Consider the following 17475-nt stretch of genomic DNA (forward strand, 5'->3'; position numbering starts at 1 on the left):
TGGAGGCCGAAAGAAACGGGCAGACGAATAAAACCGAGGTCATGCGCACCCAGGCAGGGACCAAGCATACCCCGGGTCCCGAGTGGTTGCGCCGCAACCGCAATCGCGCTGACGAAACCGCGCGCCTTCATCGCGGCAGCAATAGCGCCACCAGCAGGGTGCCGTCGGCGGCCTCCAACCGGTGCCCGCCAGGGCTGGGCAGGGTATGCGCCCGTCCGCGCAGGGCCGGGAGGCGGTTCATGTCCTGGCTAGCGGCATCCACCCACGGGTCGGCCAGGCGCACGACCGAGACATAGCGGATGGGCGGATGCGCCTGCGTGTTCAGCCACTCCAGATGCATCGCAGCCGGCGAACCACCCTCCGGGCCCCACAGCCCTTCGCGCCGGTGCAGCCCCTGCACGCCGGCGAACGGGGCGTACAGCCCCAGCGGGGAATCGGCCAGCGCATCCGTCACCGAACGCGCCAGCGCGGACCAGCCGCCCCCCGCATGCGGCGCGGAGAAGGTCACCAGGGTGGAGATGGCCGGGTGCGGCTGACGCACCAGCAGCTCGCGCGCCACGACCCCGCCGGTGGAATGCCCGACCAGCACCAGCTCGCGGCCGGGGTGGCGCCGGGTCAGACCATCGACCACCTGGCCGAGCGCCCGCGCCCGTTCCGGTGGAGCCACAGCGGTCGGCAGATCCACGGTATAGAACTGGCGTGCGGCGGGGTCGGGAGCTCGCTCGAAGTGCGCAGCGCCCACGTTTGCACGGGCACGCCCGCCATCGGCATAGCCGGCGGCGTTCAGGGCCGCGGTGAACCCAGCCTGGCGAAAACCGTCGCCGCGATCCCAGCCCCCGGGTACCAGCACCACGATCTGCGCCGCCGCCAGCCCCGGCAACAGCCAGAGCCCGAGCACCAGCAACAGGATGCGAAGGCCACCGCACCGCATGACCGGCCCTCAGTCGCGGTGGCGCCGGGGCCCCAGACCGCCCAGGGCGGTCTCGGCCGCACGCACCACCGCGCGCCCCTTGTTCAGGGTCTCCTGCCACTCGTTTTCCGGCACCGAGTCGTGGACTACACCGGCCCCGGCCTGGATGTGCAACTCACCGTCGTGCAGCACGGCGGTGCGGATCGCGATCGCGGTGTCCATATTGCCCGACCACGAGAGGTACCCCACCGCACCGGAGTAGGGCCCGCGCTTGACCGGTTCCAGCTCGTCGATAATCTCCAGCGCGCGGATCTTCGGTGCCCCCGAGACGGTCCCGGCCGGGAAGGTCGCGCGCAGGACATCCATCGGCGAGTGGCCCGGGGCCAGCCGCCCCTCCACGTTGGAGACGATGTGCATCACATGCGAGTAGCGCTCGATGCTCATGGTGTCAGTCACCTCCACCGAGCCGATCTCACAGACCCGGCCGACATCGTTGCGCCCCAGATCGATCAGCATCAGGTGCTCGGCACGCTCCTTTGGATCCGCCAACAGTTCGGCCTCCAGCGCGCGATCTTCCGCCTCGGTACGCCCACGCGGGCGGGTGCCGGCGATCGGACGCACGGTCACGCAGTCGTCCTCCAGGCGCACCAGGATCTCCGGGGAGGCCCCGACCACGTGGTGATCGTCCAGGTCGAGGTAGTACATGTAGGGCGACGGGTTCAGCGCCCGCAGGGCCCGGTAGAGGTTCAGCGGCGGTGCGGAGAACGGCACGCTCATGCGCTGTGCCAGCACCACCTGCATCACGTCGCCGTCCATGATGTATTCCTGCGCCCGCTTGACGGCGGCCTGATAGCCCTCGGCCGACCAGCCGGACACATACTCCGGCACCGCGTGTGGATGCGGCGGATCCTCCGGCGGTACCAGCGGCTCGCCCAGGCGGGTCTCCAGCTCGTCCAGGCGGGCGGCGGCCACGGCCTGGCCACCGGCCTGGGTCGTATCCGCATGGACCACCAGATACAGCCGCCCGGAGAGGTTGTCGTAGACCACGACCTCCTCGGAGACCATCAGCAGGATATCCGGCAACCCCAGGGCATCCGGCTTCTCCGGCCCCTCCAGGCGCGGCTCGATCAGGCGCACGGTCTCGAACCCGAAATAGCCGACCAGGCCACCGGTGAAGCGTGGAAGCCCCGGCAGCTCCGCGGCCTTGAAGCGCGCCTGATAGGCCTCGATCCAGGCCAGCGGGTCCGTCTCGGTGGTCTGCTCCATCACCGCGCCGTCGGTCTCCACGGTGATGTCGTGGCCATGCACGCGCACCAGGGTGCGCGCCGGCAGGCCGATGAAGGAATACCGCCCCCAGCGCTCCCCGCCCTGCACGGACTCGAACAGGTAGGAATACGGCCGGTTGGCCAGCTTGAGGAAGATGGACAGCGGGGTCTCGAGATCCGCCAGGACCTCGCGCACCAGCGGGATGCGGTTATAGCCCTCGCGGGCCAGCTGGTCGAACTGTTCGGGGGTCATCACAACGGTTCCTGACAAGGGGGATGGATGGCGTGGCGGTTCATCCGCCGTCTCGCCATCGCCCCATTGTCCGGTCCGTTGCCGACATCACGGATCACGCCGCCCGGGCGGGCAGCAGGTCCGGCAACTCGTCCAGCCGATCGAGCACCGCGTCCGGGTGCTCGTCGCGGATATCCTTGCCGTGGTTGTACCCGTAGGTCATGCAGACGATCTGGAAGCCAGCGGCGCGGGCGGCCTTCACGTCGCTCTTGGAGTCCCCGACCATCAAAGCCTCGGACGGGTCCACGCCGAGCTTGTCGGCCGCGTGCAGCAGCGGGGCCGGATCCGGCTTCTTCTGCGGCAGGGCGTCGCCGGCGACCACGATCTCGAAGTCGTCGAGGATGCCCTTTTCGCGCAGCAGCGGCACGGTGAAGCGCTCGGCCTTGTTGGTCACGCAGCCCAGCCGGTAGCCCGCGGCCTTCAGTTGGTCCAGCCCCTCGCGCACGCCCGGATAAAGCGGCGAACGCCCGGCGGTGTTCTCCTGATAGATGCGCATGAACACGGGCAGCGCATGTGCGAACTGCTCCGCGTCCGGCTCGCCGTCGAGGTCGTTGACCAGCGCGCGCTGGACCAACCGCTCCACGCCGTTGCCGACCCAGTTGCGCACGGCCGGCTCGCCGCGTTCGGGCAGGCCCAGCTCGCGCATCATCGCATCCACGCTAAAGGCCAAGTCCGGCACGCTGTCAATCAGCGTGCCGTCCAGGTCGATCAGGATCATGCGGGGGCGTTTCAGGGACATCCCGGTCTCCGGTAACCGTCGATTCAGGCCTTGGCCAGCTCGTCGCGCATCTGCTGGATGATGCTGTCGTAGCGGTTCGGGTCGGTGTCGCTGCCGGCGCCGAAGATCGCGGACCCGGCCACAAAGGTATCGGCACCGGCGGCCTTGATCTCGCGGATATTGTCGGCCTTCACGCCACCATCGATCTCGAGGCGGATATCACGCCCGGAGTCGTCGATCATCTTGCGCGCGGCGCGCAACTTGTCCAGCGTATTCGGGATGAACTTCTGGCCACCAAAGCCCGGGTTCACCGACATCAGCAGGATCATGTCGACCTTGTCCATCACGTACTCGAGATAGGACAGCGGGGTTGCCGGATTGAACACCAGCCCGGCCTTGCAGCCCTCGGCGTGGATCAGCTGCAGGGTGCGGTCGATGTGATCGGAGGCCTCCGGATGGAACGTGATGTAGCTGGCACCGGCCTGGGCGAAGTCCGGGATGATGCGATCCACCGGCTTGACCATCAGGTGCACGTCGATCGGCGCGGTCACGCCGTGCTTGCGCAGGGCATCACAGACCAGCGGACCGATCGTCAGGTTGGGCACATAGTGGTTGTCCATCACGTCGAAGTGCACGGTGTCGGCACCGGCCGCCAGGACGTTGTCGACTTCCTCGCCCAGGCGGGCGAAGTCGGCGGAAAGGATGGACGGAGCGATGAAATCGGGTTGTGCCATGGAAAGCCTCGCAGGGATCGCTGGTGAAGCAGGGCCGACCGTCGACCGTGCTCTCGGAATCGCCGAACTTTACCGGATGCCGGGATGCCAGGCAAAAGCCAGTGGTCGCAGCGGGCGGCACTCCAACGCAAACGGGCCGGAGAAACCCCCGGCCCGTTGGCTGCCTTCGCTTGCCTCTACCAAGGCGCCCGGATCAGTTGAACTCGGTCGCGATGTAGTTGGACAGGTTGGCGATGTCGTCATCGCTCAGGCCCTGGGCCTGCGGACGCATCAGCGCGGTATGATCACCGACTTCCTCGCCGGCGCGATAGCGCTCCAGCAGACTGGCCACGGTGTCCGCATCCTTGCCGGCCAAGGCCGGGAAGATCGCCTGCCCCTTGCCCTGGGCACCGTGACAGCTGGCACAGGTGTTCTGGTACTTGGACTGCCCCGCCTGGATATCGGCGGCCTGGGCCGCACTGGACAGCATCAGGACACTGCCGGCAATACCGGCCAGCACGAACAGCTTGGTTTTCATTATTGTAGTCTCCTCGCTCAAGTTCCCGGGCGGGGTCGTCGCCCCGTCTTGATGCAAACGTTAGCAGGGCTTTCCTGAATGGTGCATTAACATAGAACCAAACAGGGACATAGCCACAGGCCGCTCCATGGAGCCATTCGATCGGTCGGAGAACGCGGGCCGGAGCCTTCCTAGCGTCCGTGGATGTAGCGCTCGTCCGACCAGGTCGCCAGCCACTCGGGACGCACCATGACCAGGCCGGTAATCACGATCCCGTTGATCACCGCCTCGGGCAGCACCAGCAGGGCCAGGTAGCGCAGGTAGTCGCGATGGATATCCGCCCAGGCGAGCTCGGTGAACAACCCGTAGATCGCCGCCGAGGCCAGCACGGTGGCAACCACCGAAAGCGCCCCGCCGAGGAAACCGACCGCGTAGAGGTAGATGAACATGTGCGCGGGCAGACGCGCCTCGGACAGCCGCAGCAGGCCCCAGGTGACCGCGACCGGCAGAATACCCGCCAGCAGCACCGTCAACGGGAAGGCGGCTAGCGGGAGCACGCCGAACAGGCCGAGGATCGCCACCACCAGGAAGACCATCAGGATCGCCAGCTGCCAACCGAACATCAGGGTCACGGTGGCCATGCCCAGAAAATGCAGGGCCAGCCCATCCAGGGCCTGCGCCCGCATGCTCCAGATCAGCAGCAGGCACAGCGTGGCGATCACGAACAGCTGGGCGCGGCCGGGCACGAAGAAGGTCTCCCAGGGCATGCGCCGCAGCATCACCAGCATGCCGCCACCCAGCAGCACGGCGGACAGCACCCGGAGCGCAACCGGCAGTTCGCCCGCCCCCTCGACCATGCTCAGTCGGGCTCGCGCACCGCGGCCGCGACAGTGTACTCGCGGCCCTGCTTGACCTTGTCGTAGTTGCCGAACACTTCCTTGAACCCCTTCTCGATGAACCGCCGCAACCCGGTAATGGTTACGACATAGATGCGTCCACCCGGGTTCATCTGCTCGTGGGCGTCCAGCAGGTAGGTGTAGAGCATCTCGCGCCCCACCTTGGCCGGCAGGTTCGAGGTGACCAGATCGAAACGCCGGTCACGGATCTGCGCGAAGCCGTTACTGGTCACGCAGTCCACATTGGTGATGCCGTTCAGCTCGGCGTTACGCCGGCTGTACTCCACCGCCAGGAAGTTGGTGTCCACCAGCGTGCAGTGTCCCTGCGGCGCCTTGCGCGCCAGCGTCAGGCCGATCGGGCCATAGCCACAGCCCAGATCCAGGCAGGCATCGGTTGGCTCCACCTCGATGCGCTCCAGCAACATCCGCGTGCCATCGTCGATGCGGCGCGGCGAGAACAGACCCCAGGTCGTGCGGAACCGCAGGTGTTCTCCGGCCAGCGTGTCCTCGAACTCCAGGTCGCGCTTCAGCTCCGCCTGACGGGTACGCCGCGCCTGGATCGTGGGGAAGCCCTCCTTCATGCCACCCCTCCGTCCGCAGTCCGCTCCACAGCCTCGGCCAGACCCTGCCACAGGGCCTCGGCGGTGGAGGCCGCGGCGCCGGCGTCGTCCTCGCCCGGCAGACCGAGCACGTTGACGTGCCCCATCTTGCGGCCGGACCGGGCCTCGGCCTTGCCATACAGATGCAGCCGCGCGCGGCCGGCAGCCAGCACGCCCTGCCAGTCGGGTTCCGCTGCGGCGGGCCACAGGTCACCCAGCAGGTTGACCATCGCCACCGGCGTGGTCAGCAAGGCCGGGGCCAGCCCCAGCCCGCAGACTGCGCGCACCTGTTGTTCGAACTGGCTGATGGTGCAGGCATCCTGGGTGTAGTGCCCGGAGTTATGCGGACGCGGCGCGATCTCGTTGACCAGCAATTCACCCTCCACCGTGAGGAAGAACTCCACCGCCAGCAACCCCTGGTAGTCGAGCTGCTCGGCAATGTGCCGCGCGATCGCCGTGGCGCGTTCGCGCGGCTCGTCGCCGACTCGGGCCGGCACCCGCGTCAGGTGCAGGATGCCCTCGTGATGGGTGTTTTCCGCCACCGGAAAGGCCTCGTTCGCGCCGTCCGCGGTTCGCGCCACCAGCACCGAGAGCTCGCGCTCCAGCTCGACCTGGGCCTCCAGCACGCAGTCCACCAGCCCCAGCTCGGCATGCGCCGCGGGCAACTCGCCGGCCTGCGCCAGCCGGACCTGGCCCTTGCCGTCATAACCCAGGCGCGCGGTCTTCAGGATCGCGGGGAACGTCGGCCCCCCCGCGTCCGCTCGCACTTCGGGCGTCTGGCCGGCCAGGACCGCCTGCCAGGGGGCTACCGCCACATCGATCTCGCCGAGGAAGGCCTTCTCCTCCAGGCGATCCTGGGCAATGCTCAGGGCGCGCGGCCCCGGGCGCAGACAGGCGCGGGCATCCAGCCACTCCACGGCCGGGCGCGGGATGTTCTCGAACTCGGTGGTAATGACCGCGCAGGCCCCGGCCAGGGCCTGCAGCGCATCGGGGTCGTCGAAGGCCTGGCACAGGTGCCGCGCCGCCACTCGCCCGGCCGGGCTCGCCGGGTCCGGGTCCAGGACCCATACGGGATAGCCCATACCCTGTGCGGCCTCCACGAAATAGCGGCCGAGCTGCCCGCCACCGAGCAGCCCGAGGGTCGCAGGGGGCTGGATCATGACGGGTCCGGTGGCAGGGTCTGCCCCAGCACGGCCTGACTCTGGGACTGGCGAAAGGCATCCAGACGCTCACGCAGATCGAGATCGTGGTTCGCCAGCATCGCGGCGGCGAACAAGGCGGCGTTCGCCGCGCCCGCCTCGCCGATCGCGAAGGTCGCCACGGGGATGCCGCGCGGCATCTGCACGATGGACAGCAGCGAGTCCTGCCCCTTCAGGTGGCGCGAGGCGACCGGCACGCCGAGCACCGGAACCGGGGTCTTGGAGGCCAGCATCCCCGGCAGGTGCGCCGCCCCCCCGGCCCCGGCGATGATCGCCTGGAGGCCCCGCTCGCGTGCCTGCTCGGCGTACTCGAAAAGCAGATCCGGTGTTCGGTGAGCCGACACCACCCGGGCCTCGAACGGGATCCCGAGTTCGTCCAGCACATCCACCGCCCGCTCCATGGTCGCCCAGTCGGAGGTGCTCCCCATCACGACGCCCACGCGAGGCGCCGCCGAATTGCCTGCCATCTCAGTCATGGCCCGAACGATAGCGACCCCGGCCCCACCCGACAAGCCATGCGCACCACGAAGCGCTCCCGGACGCGCAGAAAAGCCCGGTCAAGGAGCGATCCACAGGGAGACCCAAAGGCCGGAAGGGCTCACTGGTGAGAGCGAAGCGGGGGGCGTGAATGGCCGGTGGATAAGGCGCGACGCGCCCATGCGCTTGCTGCCGATCGTCGCGTCTCCTTGTGGATCGCTTTTCTTCGTGTCTTCGTCCGCTTCGTGGTGCGCAAGGCCCGCGCCCGGTAGAATCGCGGCATGACTGACACCCTGCTTGAAAGCCAACTCCCCGACCTGGAACTCGTGCATCGCGGCAAGGTACGCGATCTCTATGCGGTGGACGCCGACCACTGGCTGATGGTCACCACCGACCGCCTGTCCGCCTTTGACGTGATCCTGCCCACGGCCGTGCCCGAGAAGGGCCGGGTGCTGACGGAGATCACGCAGTTCTGGATGCACAAGGTGGAGCGCGAGCTGGGCATCCCCAACCAGTTGACCGATATCCCACTGGAACAGGTGATTCCGGACCCGGCCGTTCGCGCCCCGCTGGAAGGACGCAGCCTGGTGATCCGCCGGCTCGAGGCCCTGCCGGTGGAGGCAGTGGTACGCGGCTACCTGATCGGCTCTGGCTGGAAGGACTACCAGGCCAGCGGCGCGGTCTGCGGCATCCCGCTCCCGGCCGGCCTGGAGCTCGCCTCGAAGCTCCCCGAGGCGATCTTCACCCCCAGCACCAAGGCCGACGTCGGCGACCACGACGCCAATATCGACTTTGATGCCGTGGTGGCGACCATCGGCGAGGACCGGGCGCGGCAGGTGCGCGATGCGGCACTCTCGATCTACGCGATGGCCCGCGACTACGCCGCCGAGCGCGGCATCATCATCGCCGACACCAAGTTCGAGTTCGGCGTCGATGCCGCCGGCACCCTGCATCTGATCGACGAGGTCCTGACCCCGGACTCCTCGCGCTTCTGGCCGGCCGACCGCTACGCGCCAGGCACCAGCCCGGAGTCCTTCGACAAGCAATACGTACGCGACTACCTGGAGACCCTGGACTGGGACAAGCAGCCGCCCGGCCCCGAGCTGCCCGCGGAAGTGGTGGAACAGACCGCGGCGCGCTATCGCGAGGCCCTGGAGCGCCTGACCCGCGACGCATGAGCCCGGCACAGACAGGAGCGCCCCCGCAGGGCCTGTTCGTCACCGGCACCGACACCGGCGTCGGCAAGACCTTCGTCAGCTGCGCGCTGCTGGAACTCTGGCGGGATCGTGGGCTGCGGCCGCAACCGCGCAAGCCGGTGGAATCCGGCTGCCCGCCGGGCCCCGATGGGCTGTGGCCCGAGGACGGGATGAACCTGACCCACGCGGCGGGCCTTCCGGACGCCGCCATCGAGCAGGTCACGCCCTGGCGCTTCCCCGATGCCATCGCCCCGGACCAGGCCGCCGCGAACCAGGGCGTGCGCCTGACGATCGCGGAGCTGGCCGCGGCCTGCGCAGCCGACGGCACGGGCCCGCGGCTAGTGGAGGGTGCGGGGGGCTTCTACTCGCCGCTGTGTACCGATGGGCTGAACGCGGACCTCGCCGAGGCCCTCGGGCTGCCGGTCCTGCTAGTGGCGGAGGACCGCCTGGGCACACTGAACACCTGCCTGTTGACCCTGGAGGCCCTGGAACGACGCGGCCTGCAACTGGCCGGGATCGTGCTCAACCGGCGCCGGGAGGATGCCGACCCGCGCCTCGACAATGCGGCCGCGCTGCGTTCACGCACGAGCGCCCCGATCATCGAGTCAGCCGAAGGCATCACCCGCGCGGCGCTGGTTCAGAAGCTCTCCACCTCGAAGTTGTCCGGGCGCACGCCGCCGGAGGACTCGCGCCCCTGACCACGGGACTCGGAGGCCGCAGGGGCTTCCTCTTCGTCAACCCGGAACCCGGCCAGGGTCTCGCGCAGGGCACGGGTCCCTTCACGGTCGACGCGGCGGCTCTCGATGATATGCACCGGGCGCTGGGACTCGCCGTAGTACGCCTCGTTGAAGTCGTCGCGCACGGTCATGCGCGAGCCGGACAAGCTCATGCCCAGGTAGGCACCCCGCGCCCGCGAGTAGGACAGGAAGTCGGCCGTCGGGGTGGCGCTCCGGCCCGCACCCACCGGACCGGCAGCCACCGAGGCATCGCCCCCCAGGCGGATGGCGGACCCGAACATCGAGTCCACCGCATCCTGGGTGCGCGCGACCATCACCACCTCGGCGGCATCACCACCGAACTGCATGCCGAAGCTGACCGAACCGAGGGAGTAGAACGCCACCGGCGAATAATCGCCGCGCTCGTCGTCCCAGGCAAGGAACACGCCGATGCCGCCGGAGCCTCCGATCAGGAAGGCCCCGCGAGCCACGCGCGGGAAGATCACCACGCCGCGGGCGTCGCGCAGGTCCTCTTTAAGGGACTCGTACTCGGGGTGGGTCGCCATGTTCTCCACCGTCGCCTGGGCGCGATCGATGATGTCCTGCGGATCGATCTCGCGGCTGAACGGGTTCGCGTGAGCGCTCCCCACTATGGCGGCAAACACCAGCGTCGTCAGGCAGAAAAGGATCAGTCGTTGCATCGTGGAAACCTCCAGAAAGGCCAAGGGAGACGCGGCCGCGCGAATGCGTCGGCGTCTCCCTAACGAATACATTCATCATGGCACAAAAAAAGGGGGCCGAAGCCCCCTTTTTCGTGCTGCAACCCGCAGGATCAGTTGACCTTGGGATCCAGCTCGCCGGACAGGTAGCGCTTGACCATGTCGTCCAGGGAGATCGGCTTGATCTTGGACGCCATGCCGGCGCAACCGAAGGCCTCGTAACGGGCCTGGCAGAGGTCCTTCATTGCGGCGGTCGAGGCCTTCAGGAACTTGCGCGGATCGAATTCCTTCGGGTTCTCGGCCAGGAACTTGCGCACCGCACCGGTGGAGGCCATGCGCAGGTCGGTATCGATGTTGACCTTGCGCACGCCGTGCTTGATGCCTTCCTGGATCTCTTCGACCGGCACGCCGTAGGTCTCGCCCATATCGCCGCCGTACTTGTTGATGATCTGCAGCCACTCCTGCGGAACGGAGGAGGAGCCGTGCATGACCAGATGGGTATCCGGGATGCGGGCGTGGATCTCCTTCACGCGCTGGATGGCCAGGATGTCACCGGTCGGCGGACGGGTGAACTTGTAGGCGCCGTGGGAGGTACCGATGGCGATCGCCAGGGCATCGCACTTGGTGTTCTTCACGAAGTCGGCGGCTTCGTCCGGGTCGGTCAGCAGCTGGTCGTGGGACAGCTGGCCCTCGGCACCGGAACCGTCTTCCTCGCCGGCCATGCCGGTTTCCAGGGATCCCAGGCAGCCCAGCTCGCCTTCCACGGACACGCCACAGGCGTGGGCGATCTCGGAGACCTTGGCGGTCACGTCACGGTTGTAGTCGTACGAGGCCGGGGTCTTCATGTCAGGCATCAGGGAGCCGTCCATCATCACCGAGCTGAAGCCGGACTGGATGGAGCGCAGGCAGACTGCCGGCTCGGAGCCGTGATCCTGGTGCAGCACAACCGGGATGTCCGGGTACTGCTCGATGGCGGCGATGATGTTGTGGCGCAGGAAGGGCTCGCCGGCGTACTTGCGGGCACCGGCGGAGGCCTGAATGATCACCGGGGAGTCGACCGCAGCGGCCGCTTCCATGATCGAATGGACCTGTTCCATGTTGTTGGCGTTGTACGCCGGCATGCCATAGCCATGTTCGGCGGCATGGTCCAGAAGCTGGCGAAGTGAGATTAGAGCCATGGATTCCTCCTTACGGGATTCGGACTGAGGTAGTGAAAAAGTCGATTAATCTGGTTGGCGACTGCGGGCGGTGCGCGGTTCAGGCCAGTTCGCCGACGCGCACGATCTTCATGGCGTTGGTGCCGCCATGCTCGCCCTGCAGGTCGCCCTTGGTAATGATGACCAACTCGCCATCCTGCACGACGCCCTCGCCCTTGAGCAAGTTCACCGCCTCACGGTTCACGCTTTCGTGGCTCTCGGGGATCGGCTTCAGAGTCACCGGATAGACGCCGCGATAAAGCGTCATGCGGCGGCTGGTGGATTCGTGCTGGGTGAGCGCGTAGATCGGGATGCCCGAGCTGATGCGCGACATCCACAGCGCCGTGGAACCGGACTCGGTCAGCGCGGCGATCGCGGAGACATCGAGATGGTTGGCGGTGTACATGGTGGCCATCGCGATGGCCTCGTCGACCCGGCCGAAGGTCGAATCCATGCGATGGTCCGACTGGCGTGCGGCGCGCTGGCGCTCGGCAGCCTCGCAGATCCGGTCCATGCTGGTGACCACGCGCGCAGGATAACGCCCGGTCGCGGTCTCGCCAGAGAGCATCACCGCATCCGTGCCGTCCAGCACCGCGTTCGCCACGTCGAATACCTCGGCGCGGGTCGGGATCGGATTCGTGATCATGGTCTCCATCATCTGGGTCGCAGTGATGACCAGACGATTGAGGCTGCGCGCGCGCGTGATCAGGGTCTTCTGCACCCCCGGGAGCTCGGCGTCACCGATCTCCACGCCCAGATCGCCGCGGGCGATCATGATGACCTCCGAGGCGGCGATAATCTCGTCGATCACCTCCAGGGCCTCGGAGCGCTCGATCTTGGCGCAGATCCCGGCCTCCCAGCCGGCATCCTTCAACAGGCCCCGCGCCAGGTGCAGGTCCTGGGCGGAACGCGGGAACGAGACGGCCAGGTAGTCCACCTGCAGCTCGGCCGCCAGGCGGATATCGTCGCGGTCCTTGTCCGTAATCGCGGGCGCAGACAGGCCACCGCCCTGGCGGTTGATGCCCTTGTTGTTGGACAGCTCGCCGCCGACTTCGACCGTGGTCTCGATCCGGCTGCCATTGACCGCCGTGACCTTGAGCACGATACGACCGTCATCCAGCAGCAGGATGTCGTCCGTGCGCACGTCGTCCGGGAGGTCCTTGTAGGTCAGGCCGACCTGGGTGGCATCGCCCGCGTCGCGATCCAGTTCGGCATCCAGCGCGAAGGGCGCCCCCTCTTCCAGCTGCACCTTGCCCTGCTGGAAGCGGTCGATGCGGATTTTGGGGCCCTGCAGGTCGCCCAGAACACCGACGCAACGGCCGGCGCGCTCGGAGGCGGCCCGCAGGCGCGCCAGGCGCTGGCGGTGGTCATCCGGATCGCCATGCGAGAAGTTCAACCGGACCACATCCACACCGGCCCGGATGATGGCCTCCATGCCCTCGTCGCTGTCCGTTGCCGGCCCCAGCGTGGCTACGATCTTGGTACGTCTCATCCGCGCGTGTCTCCGTCAGCGGGGAAGGACAAGGGCCTCAGCCCTTGGCCCGTTCTTCCAGGATGGCGACGGCCGGCAGGGTCTTGCCCTCGAGGAACTCGAGGAAGGCGCCGCCGCCGGTGGAGATGTAGCTGATGCGATCCGCCAGGTTGTACTTGTCGATCGCGGCCAGGGTGTCGCCACCCCCGGCGATGGAGAACGCATTGCTCTCGGCGATCGCCTCGCCCAGGGCCTTGGTGCCGCCGGCGAACTGATCGAACTCGAACACGCCCACCGGGCCGTTCCAGACGATGGTGCCGGCATTGCGCAGGGCCTCGGCATAGGTGGCCGCGGTCTCGGGGCCCACATCGAAGATCATGTCGTCGTCCGCAACGGCGTCTACGGCCTTGGTCTCGGCCGGGGTGGATTCGGAGAACTCCTTGCCCACGGTCACGTCGGTCGGGACCGGGATCTCGCCGCCCTTGGCGCGGGCGGCCTCCATCAGGCGCTTGGACTCATCGACCAGATCCGCCTCGTACAGCGACTTGCCGACACCATGGCCCTGGGCCGCGATAAAGGTGTTGGCGATGCCGCCACCGACGATCAGCTGATCGACAACCTTGGACAGCGACTCCAGCACGGTCAGCTTGGTCGAGACCTTGGACCCACCGACGATCGCCACCAGCGGGCGCTTCGGGGTTTCCAGGGCCTGACCCAGAGCCTCCAGCTCCTTGGCCAGCAACGGGCCGGCGCAGGCCTGCGGGGCGAATTTGGCCACGCCATGAGTGGAGGCCTGGGCGCGGTGGGCGGTACCGAAGGCGTCCATCACGAACACGTCGCACAGCGCCGCATACTTCTTGGCCAGTGCCTCGTCGTCCTTCTTCTCGCCGGCGTTGAAGCGCACGTTCTCTAGCAGGATCACCTCGCCCGGCTTGGCATCCACGCCATCGAGGTAGTCTCGCACCAGGCGCACTTCGCGCCCGAGCAGGCCACCCATATGCTCGGCGACCGGGGCCAGAGAGTCCTCCTCGGAGAACTCTCCCTCGGTCGGGCGGCCCAGATGCGACATCAGCATCACGGCCGCACCGGCATCCAGGGCCTTCTGCACGGTCTCGAGGCTCGCGCGGATACGGGCGTCGGAGGTGACCTTGCCGCCCTTCACCGGGACGTTGAGATCCTGACGCACCAGCACACGGCGACCCTGCAGGTCGAGATCGGTCATCTTGATGACAGACATGGGAGTACCTCTCGAAATACGGTTGGAAAGAGAAAAGGCTTCGGGCGAGCCCCCGCAGGGACTGGCCCCAGGCCTCTTGGACCCAGGCAATGCAAATGGCCGGACCCCGAGGGGCCCGGCCATCCGGCCTTACTTGGCGACGTGCTCCACCATGCGCAGCATGTTGCAGGTGTAGCCGTACTCGTTGTCGTACCAGGCGACGACCTTCACGAAGGTCGGGTCCAGCTGGATGCCGGCACCGGCGTCAAACACGGACGGGGCGGTGTAGCCGCGGAAGTCGGTGGAGACCACCAGGTCTTCGGTGTAGCCCAGCACGCCCTTCAGCTCGCCCTCGGAGGCCTTCTTCATGGCCGCGCAGACGTCGTCGTAGTTGGCGTCGCTGTTGAGCTCCACGGTGAGGTCGACCACCGACACGTCGGAGGTCGGCACGCGGAAGGCCATGCCGGTCAGCTTGCCGTTCAGGTCCGGCAGCACCTTGCCCACGGCCTTGGCGGCACCGGTGGAGGACGGGATGATGTTCTCCAGGATGCCGCGGCCCCCACGCCAGTCCTTCATGGACGGGCCATCGACGGTCTTCTGGGTCGCCGTGGCGGCGTGCACGGTGGTCATCAGACCACGCTTGATGCCGAACTTGTCGTTCAGCACCTTGGCCACCGGGGCCAGGGCGTTGGTGGTGCAGGACGCGGCCGAGACCATGTTCTGGCCGGCGTACTCACCATGGTTCACGCCAAAGACGAACATCGGGGTGTCGTCCTTGGACGGCGCGGACATCACGACCTTCTTGGCGCCGGCGTCCAGATGCTTCTGGGCGGTCTCGGCGGTCAGGAACAGACCGGTGGATTCGATCACGATGTCGGCATTGATATCGCCCCACTTCAGCGCGGCCGGATCCTTCTCGGCGGTCAGGCGGATACGGTTACCGTTCACCACCAGGTCGTTACCGTCGACGCTGACGTCGCCTTCGAAGCGGCCATGGACGGAGTCATAACGCAGCATGTAAGCCAGGTATTCCGGATCCAGCAGGTCGTTGATGCCGACCACCTGGAGGTTCGGGAAATCCTTGGCGATGGCACGGAAAGCCATGCGGCCGATACGACCGAAACCGTTGATACCAACCTTGATAGACATGAGAGTCTCCTCTTTATTGCTTAAGCGAAATCGATTCGGGCTCAGCCGTTCATCACGTCACGTGCGACCTGGGCGATGTTCTCCGGCTTGAAACCGAAGTAATCGAGCAGGGCACCACCCGGGGCGGATTCGCCGAAGCGATCCAGGCCAAACACCGCGCCGTCGAGGCCGGTGAACTTGTGCCAGGTCGTGGTCGCGCCGGCCTCGATGGCGACACGGGCGCGCACAGCCTTCGGCAGCACGGCCTCGCGGTAGGCCGGATCCTGCTGGTCGAACAGCTCGACACAGGGCATGGAGACCACGCGGACCTTCTTGCCCTCGCCGCTCAGCACGTCGGCGGCCTGCACGGCCAGTTCAATCTCGGAACCGGTGGCGATGAAGATCAGGTCCGGGGTGCCGTCGCAATCCTTCAGCACGTAACCGCCGCGGGCGATGTTGGCGAGCTGCTCGCCGTCACGCTCCATGTGCGGCAGACCCTGACGCGACAGGATGAACGCGGACGGGCCGTCGGTACGCTCGATGCCGGCCTTCCAAGCCACCGCGGTCTCGACCGCGTCGCAGGGGCGCCAGACGTTCAGGTTCGGGATCAGACGCAGGCTCGGGGTCTGTTCGATGGGCTGGTGGGTCGGGCCGTCTTCGCCGAGACCGATGGAATCATGGGTCAGCACGTACATCACGCGCTGCTTCATCAGCGCGGACATGCGGATGCCGTTGCGGGCATAGTCGGAGAAGATCAGGAAGGTGCCGCCGTACGGGATGAATCCGCCGTGCAGGGCGATGCCGTTCATAATCGCGGCCATACCGAATTCGCGCACACCGTAGAACACATAGTTACCGGCGGCGTCGTCACGGGTAACGCCCTTGGACCCGCCATACATGGTCAGGTTGGAGCCGGCCAGGTCGGCGGAACCGCCCAGCAGTTCCGGAACGGCCGGGGCCATGCCGGCGATCGCGTTCTGCGAGGCCTTGCGCGAGGCGACCTTCTCGGCCTTCTCGATGGTCTGCTTGATATAGGCGTTGGCCTTCTCGCTCCAGTCGGCCGGCAGATCACCGGCAATCCGGCGCTCGAACTCGGCGGCCAGTTCCGGATGGGCGGCCTTGTAGGCGGCGAAGCGTTCCTTCCACTCGGTCTCGGCCTTGGCACCCTTGTCCTTCGCGCTCCAGCCCTCGTAGATGTCGCCCGGGATCTCGAACGGGCCGTGCTCCCAGCCCAGTTCCTTGCGGGTCAGGGCGACCTCGTCGTCGCCCAGGGCGGCGCCGTGACACTCTTCCTTGCCGCACTTGTTCGGGGAACCGAAGCCGATCACGGTCTTGCAGCAGATCAGGCTCGGCTTGTCGCTGTTCTGGCGCGCCTCTTCGATCGCGGCCTTGACCGCGTTGGCGTCGTGGCCATCCACGCCGCGCACGACGTGCCAGCCATAGGCCTCGAAGCGGGCCGGGGTATCGTCGGTGAACCAGCCCTCGACCTCGCCGTCGATGGAGATGCCGTTGTCATCCCAGAACGCGACCAGCTTGCCCAGGCCCAGGGTACCGGCCAGCGCGCAGGTCTCGTGGGAGATCCCTTCCATCATGCAGCCGTCGCCAAGGAAGGCGTAGGTGTTGTGGTCGACGATGTCGTGACCGGGCTGGTTGAAGTGGGCGGCCATCATCTTCTCGGCCAGCGCCATGCCGACCGCGTTGGAGATGCCCTGGCCGAGCGGACCGGTGGTGGTCTCGACACCGGCGGTGTAGCCGTATTCCGGATGCCCCGGGGTCTGCGAGTGCAGCTGACGGAACTGCTTGATCTCGTCCATCGGCAGGTCGTAGCCGCTCAGATGCAGCAGCGAGTAGACCAGCATGGAGCCGTGACCGTTGGACATCACGAAGCGGTCGCGATCCGGCCAGCTCGGGTTCGCCGGGTTGTGCTGCATGTAGTCGTTCCACAGCACCTCGGCGATGTCCGCCATCCCCATCGGCGCTCCCGGGTGACCGGAATTGGCCTTCTGGACTGCGTCCATCGAAAGGGCGCGGATGGCGTTGGCAAGCTCTCTACGGGTCGGCATGCTGATCTCCTGCTCTAAGTAGTATTGGGTTCGGCTGATGGCGGGCGGCGGCGCGAGGCGCCAGCGGCGGCAGACCCGGACGAGTCGACCGAACGAGGGCTCACCAGTACCGGCCGGCGCGCCAGCGCACGGCGGTGGCCCGAGCAGCCTGCGGGAGCGGGCCCTTACTCGGCCACGCGAACGC

17 protein-coding genes are annotated in these 17475 nt (G+C 67.2%); 2 read left to right on the forward strand and 15 right to left on the reverse strand.

Features of this window, described 5'->3' with window-relative positions; all coding sequences use genetic code 11:
* Positions 1-127 precede the first annotated feature (127 nt).
* The 9 genes from G335_RS0101100 to purE all read right to left on the reverse strand — a co-directional run bounded on the left by G335_RS0101100 (position 128) and on the right by purE (position 7576).
* On the reverse strand, positions 128-931 hold the full coding sequence (locus G335_RS0101100; protein WP_018168958.1) for a triacylglycerol lipase: 804 nt from the start codon (positions 929-931) through the stop codon (positions 128-130).
* A gap of 9 nt (positions 932-940) precedes the next feature.
* Positions 941-2428, reverse strand: coding sequence for an anthranilate synthase component I (trpE, locus tag G335_RS0101105; RefSeq protein WP_018168957.1), 1488 nt, complete (start codon positions 2426-2428; stop codon positions 941-943).
* A gap of 94 nt (positions 2429-2522) precedes the next feature.
* Positions 2523-3206 carry a phosphoglycolate phosphatase gene (locus G335_RS0101110; protein ID WP_018168956.1) on the reverse strand — a complete coding sequence of 228 codons (684 nt, stop codon included), beginning with the start codon at positions 3204-3206 and terminating at the stop codon, positions 2523-2525.
* Between the two features lie 23 nt (positions 3207-3229).
* Positions 3230-3919: a ribulose-phosphate 3-epimerase gene (gene rpe / locus G335_RS0101115; protein ID WP_018145151.1), complete on the reverse strand. Its 690-nt coding sequence runs from the start codon at positions 3917-3919 to the stop codon at positions 3230-3232.
* A 193-nt stretch (positions 3920-4112) separates the two neighbouring features.
* Positions 4113-4436 carry a c-type cytochrome gene (locus tag G335_RS0101120; protein WP_018145150.1) on the reverse strand — a complete coding sequence of 108 codons (324 nt, stop codon included), beginning with the start codon at positions 4434-4436 and terminating at the stop codon, positions 4113-4115.
* A gap of 170 nt (positions 4437-4606) precedes the next feature.
* Positions 4607-5272: an energy-coupling factor ABC transporter permease gene (locus G335_RS0101125; protein WP_018168955.1), complete on the reverse strand. Its 666-nt coding sequence runs from the start codon at positions 5270-5272 to the stop codon at positions 4607-4609.
* Between the two features lie 2 nt (positions 5273-5274).
* On the reverse strand, positions 5275-5892 hold the full coding sequence (locus G335_RS0101130) for a class I SAM-dependent methyltransferase (RefSeq protein ID WP_018168954.1): 618 nt from the start codon (positions 5890-5892) through the stop codon (positions 5275-5277).
* A complete protein-coding gene (locus tag G335_RS0101135) occupies positions 5889-7070 on the reverse strand; it encodes a 5-(carboxyamino)imidazole ribonucleotide synthase (RefSeq protein WP_018168953.1) in 1182 nt (393 codons plus the stop codon). The genes G335_RS0101130 and G335_RS0101135 overlap by 4 nt, the downstream gene beginning before the upstream one ends.
* Positions 7067-7576: a 5-(carboxyamino)imidazole ribonucleotide mutase gene (gene purE / locus G335_RS0101140; RefSeq protein WP_018649625.1), complete on the reverse strand. Its 510-nt coding sequence runs from the start codon at positions 7574-7576 to the stop codon at positions 7067-7069. The genes G335_RS0101135 and purE overlap by 4 nt, the downstream gene beginning before the upstream one ends.
* A 291-nt stretch (positions 7577-7867) precedes the next feature.
* Between purE and G335_RS0101145 the strand changes: the two genes are divergently transcribed.
* Together G335_RS0101145 and bioD are read left to right on the forward strand one after the other, a co-directional pair.
* Complete coding sequence (locus G335_RS0101145) at positions 7868-8764, forward strand: phosphoribosylaminoimidazolesuccinocarboxamide synthase (protein ID WP_018168951.1); 897 nt, start codon at positions 7868-7870, stop codon at positions 8762-8764.
* Complete coding sequence (gene bioD / locus G335_RS0101150; RefSeq protein ID WP_018168950.1) at positions 8761-9480, forward strand: dethiobiotin synthase; 720 nt, start codon at positions 8761-8763, stop codon at positions 9478-9480. Before G335_RS0101145 ends, bioD begins: the two co-directional genes overlap by 4 nt.
* Here bioD and G335_RS0101155 read toward each other — a convergent pair.
* The 6 genes from G335_RS0101155 to tkt form a co-directional block, all read right to left on the reverse strand.
* A complete protein-coding gene (locus G335_RS0101155) occupies positions 9420-10199 on the reverse strand; it encodes a lipid-binding SYLF domain-containing protein (protein WP_018168949.1) in 780 nt (259 codons plus the stop codon). The two genes, bioD and G335_RS0101155, sit on opposite strands and share 61 nt — an antisense overlap.
* Before the next feature lie 131 nt (positions 10200-10330).
* On the reverse strand, positions 10331-11395 hold the full coding sequence (gene fba, locus G335_RS0101160) for a class II fructose-bisphosphate aldolase (RefSeq protein ID WP_018145142.1): 1065 nt from the start codon (positions 11393-11395) through the stop codon (positions 10331-10333).
* Positions 11396-11474: 79 nt separating this feature from the next.
* On the reverse strand, positions 11475-12905 hold the full coding sequence (gene pyk, locus G335_RS0101165; RefSeq protein ID WP_018168948.1) for a pyruvate kinase: 1431 nt from the start codon (positions 12903-12905) through the stop codon (positions 11475-11477).
* Between the two features lie 37 nt (positions 12906-12942).
* Positions 12943-14121 (reverse strand): phosphoglycerate kinase, encoded by a 1179-nt coding sequence (locus tag G335_RS0101170; RefSeq protein ID WP_018145140.1) that lies wholly within the window; start codon positions 14119-14121, stop codon positions 12943-12945.
* 129 nt (positions 14122-14250) lie between these two features.
* Positions 14251-15249 (reverse strand): type I glyceraldehyde-3-phosphate dehydrogenase, encoded by a 999-nt coding sequence (gene gap, locus G335_RS0101175; protein ID WP_018175655.1) that lies wholly within the window; start codon positions 15247-15249, stop codon positions 14251-14253.
* A 41-nt stretch (positions 15250-15290) separates the two neighbouring features.
* Positions 15291-17291: a transketolase gene (gene tkt, locus G335_RS0101180; RefSeq protein ID WP_026304740.1), complete on the reverse strand. Its 2001-nt coding sequence runs from the start codon at positions 17289-17291 to the stop codon at positions 15291-15293.
* Between the last annotated feature and the right edge of the window lie 184 nt (positions 17292-17475).

The organism is Thioalkalivibrio sp. AKL8 (assembly GCF_000380525.1).
In the GTDB taxonomy this organism is placed as follows: Bacteria; Pseudomonadota; Gammaproteobacteria; order Ectothiorhodospirales; family Ectothiorhodospiraceae; genus Thioalkalivibrio; species Thioalkalivibrio versutus.

Excerpts from the sequence above, each read along its gene's own strand:
- pyk (WP_018168948.1), bottom strand. The coding sequence starts at position 12,905 with ATGAGACGTACCAAGATCGTAGCCACGCTGGGGCCGGCAACGGACAGC.
- G335_RS0101100 (WP_018168958.1), bottom strand. The coding sequence starts at position 931 with ATGCGGTGCGGTGGCCTTCGCATCCTGTTGCTGGTGCTCGGGCTCTGG.
- trpE (WP_018168957.1), bottom strand. The coding sequence starts at position 2,428 with ATGACCCCCGAACAGTTCGACCAGCTGGCCCGCGAGGGCTATAACCGC.
- tkt (WP_026304740.1), bottom strand. The coding sequence starts at position 17,291 with ATGCCGACCCGTAGAGAGCTTGCCAACGCCATCCGCGCCCTTTCGATG.
- rpe (WP_018145151.1), bottom strand. The coding sequence starts at position 3,919 with ATGGCACAACCCGATTTCATCGCTCCGTCCATCCTTTCCGCCGACTTC.
- G335_RS0101110 (WP_018168956.1), bottom strand. The coding sequence starts at position 3,206 with ATGTCCCTGAAACGCCCCCGCATGATCCTGATCGACCTGGACGGCACG.
- G335_RS0101125 (WP_018168955.1), bottom strand. The coding sequence starts at position 5,272 with ATGGTCGAGGGGGCGGGCGAACTGCCGGTTGCGCTCCGGGTGCTGTCC.
- G335_RS0101130 (WP_018168954.1), bottom strand. The coding sequence starts at position 5,892 with ATGAAGGAGGGCTTCCCCACGATCCAGGCGCGGCGTACCCGTCAGGCG.
- G335_RS0101145 (WP_018168951.1), top strand. The coding sequence starts at position 7,868 with ATGACTGACACCCTGCTTGAAAGCCAACTCCCCGACCTGGAACTCGTG.
- G335_RS0101170 (WP_018145140.1), bottom strand. The coding sequence starts at position 14,121 with ATGTCTGTCATCAAGATGACCGATCTCGACCTGCAGGGTCGCCGTGTG.
- G335_RS0101120 (WP_018145150.1), bottom strand. The coding sequence starts at position 4,436 with ATGAAAACCAAGCTGTTCGTGCTGGCCGGTATTGCCGGCAGTGTCCTG.
- fba (WP_018145142.1), bottom strand. The coding sequence starts at position 11,395 with ATGGCTCTAATCTCACTTCGCCAGCTTCTGGACCATGCCGCCGAACAT.
- bioD (WP_018168950.1), top strand. The coding sequence starts at position 8,761 with ATGAGCCCGGCACAGACAGGAGCGCCCCCGCAGGGCCTGTTCGTCACC.
- gap (WP_018175655.1), bottom strand. The coding sequence starts at position 15,249 with ATGTCTATCAAGGTTGGTATCAACGGTTTCGGTCGTATCGGCCGCATG.
- G335_RS0101155 (WP_018168949.1), bottom strand. The coding sequence starts at position 10,199 with ATGCAACGACTGATCCTTTTCTGCCTGACGACGCTGGTGTTTGCCGCC.
- purE (WP_018649625.1), bottom strand. The coding sequence starts at position 7,576 with ATGGCAGGCAATTCGGCGGCGCCTCGCGTGGGCGTCGTGATGGGGAGC.
- G335_RS0101135 (WP_018168953.1), bottom strand. The coding sequence starts at position 7,070 with ATGATCCAGCCCCCTGCGACCCTCGGGCTGCTCGGTGGCGGGCAGCTC.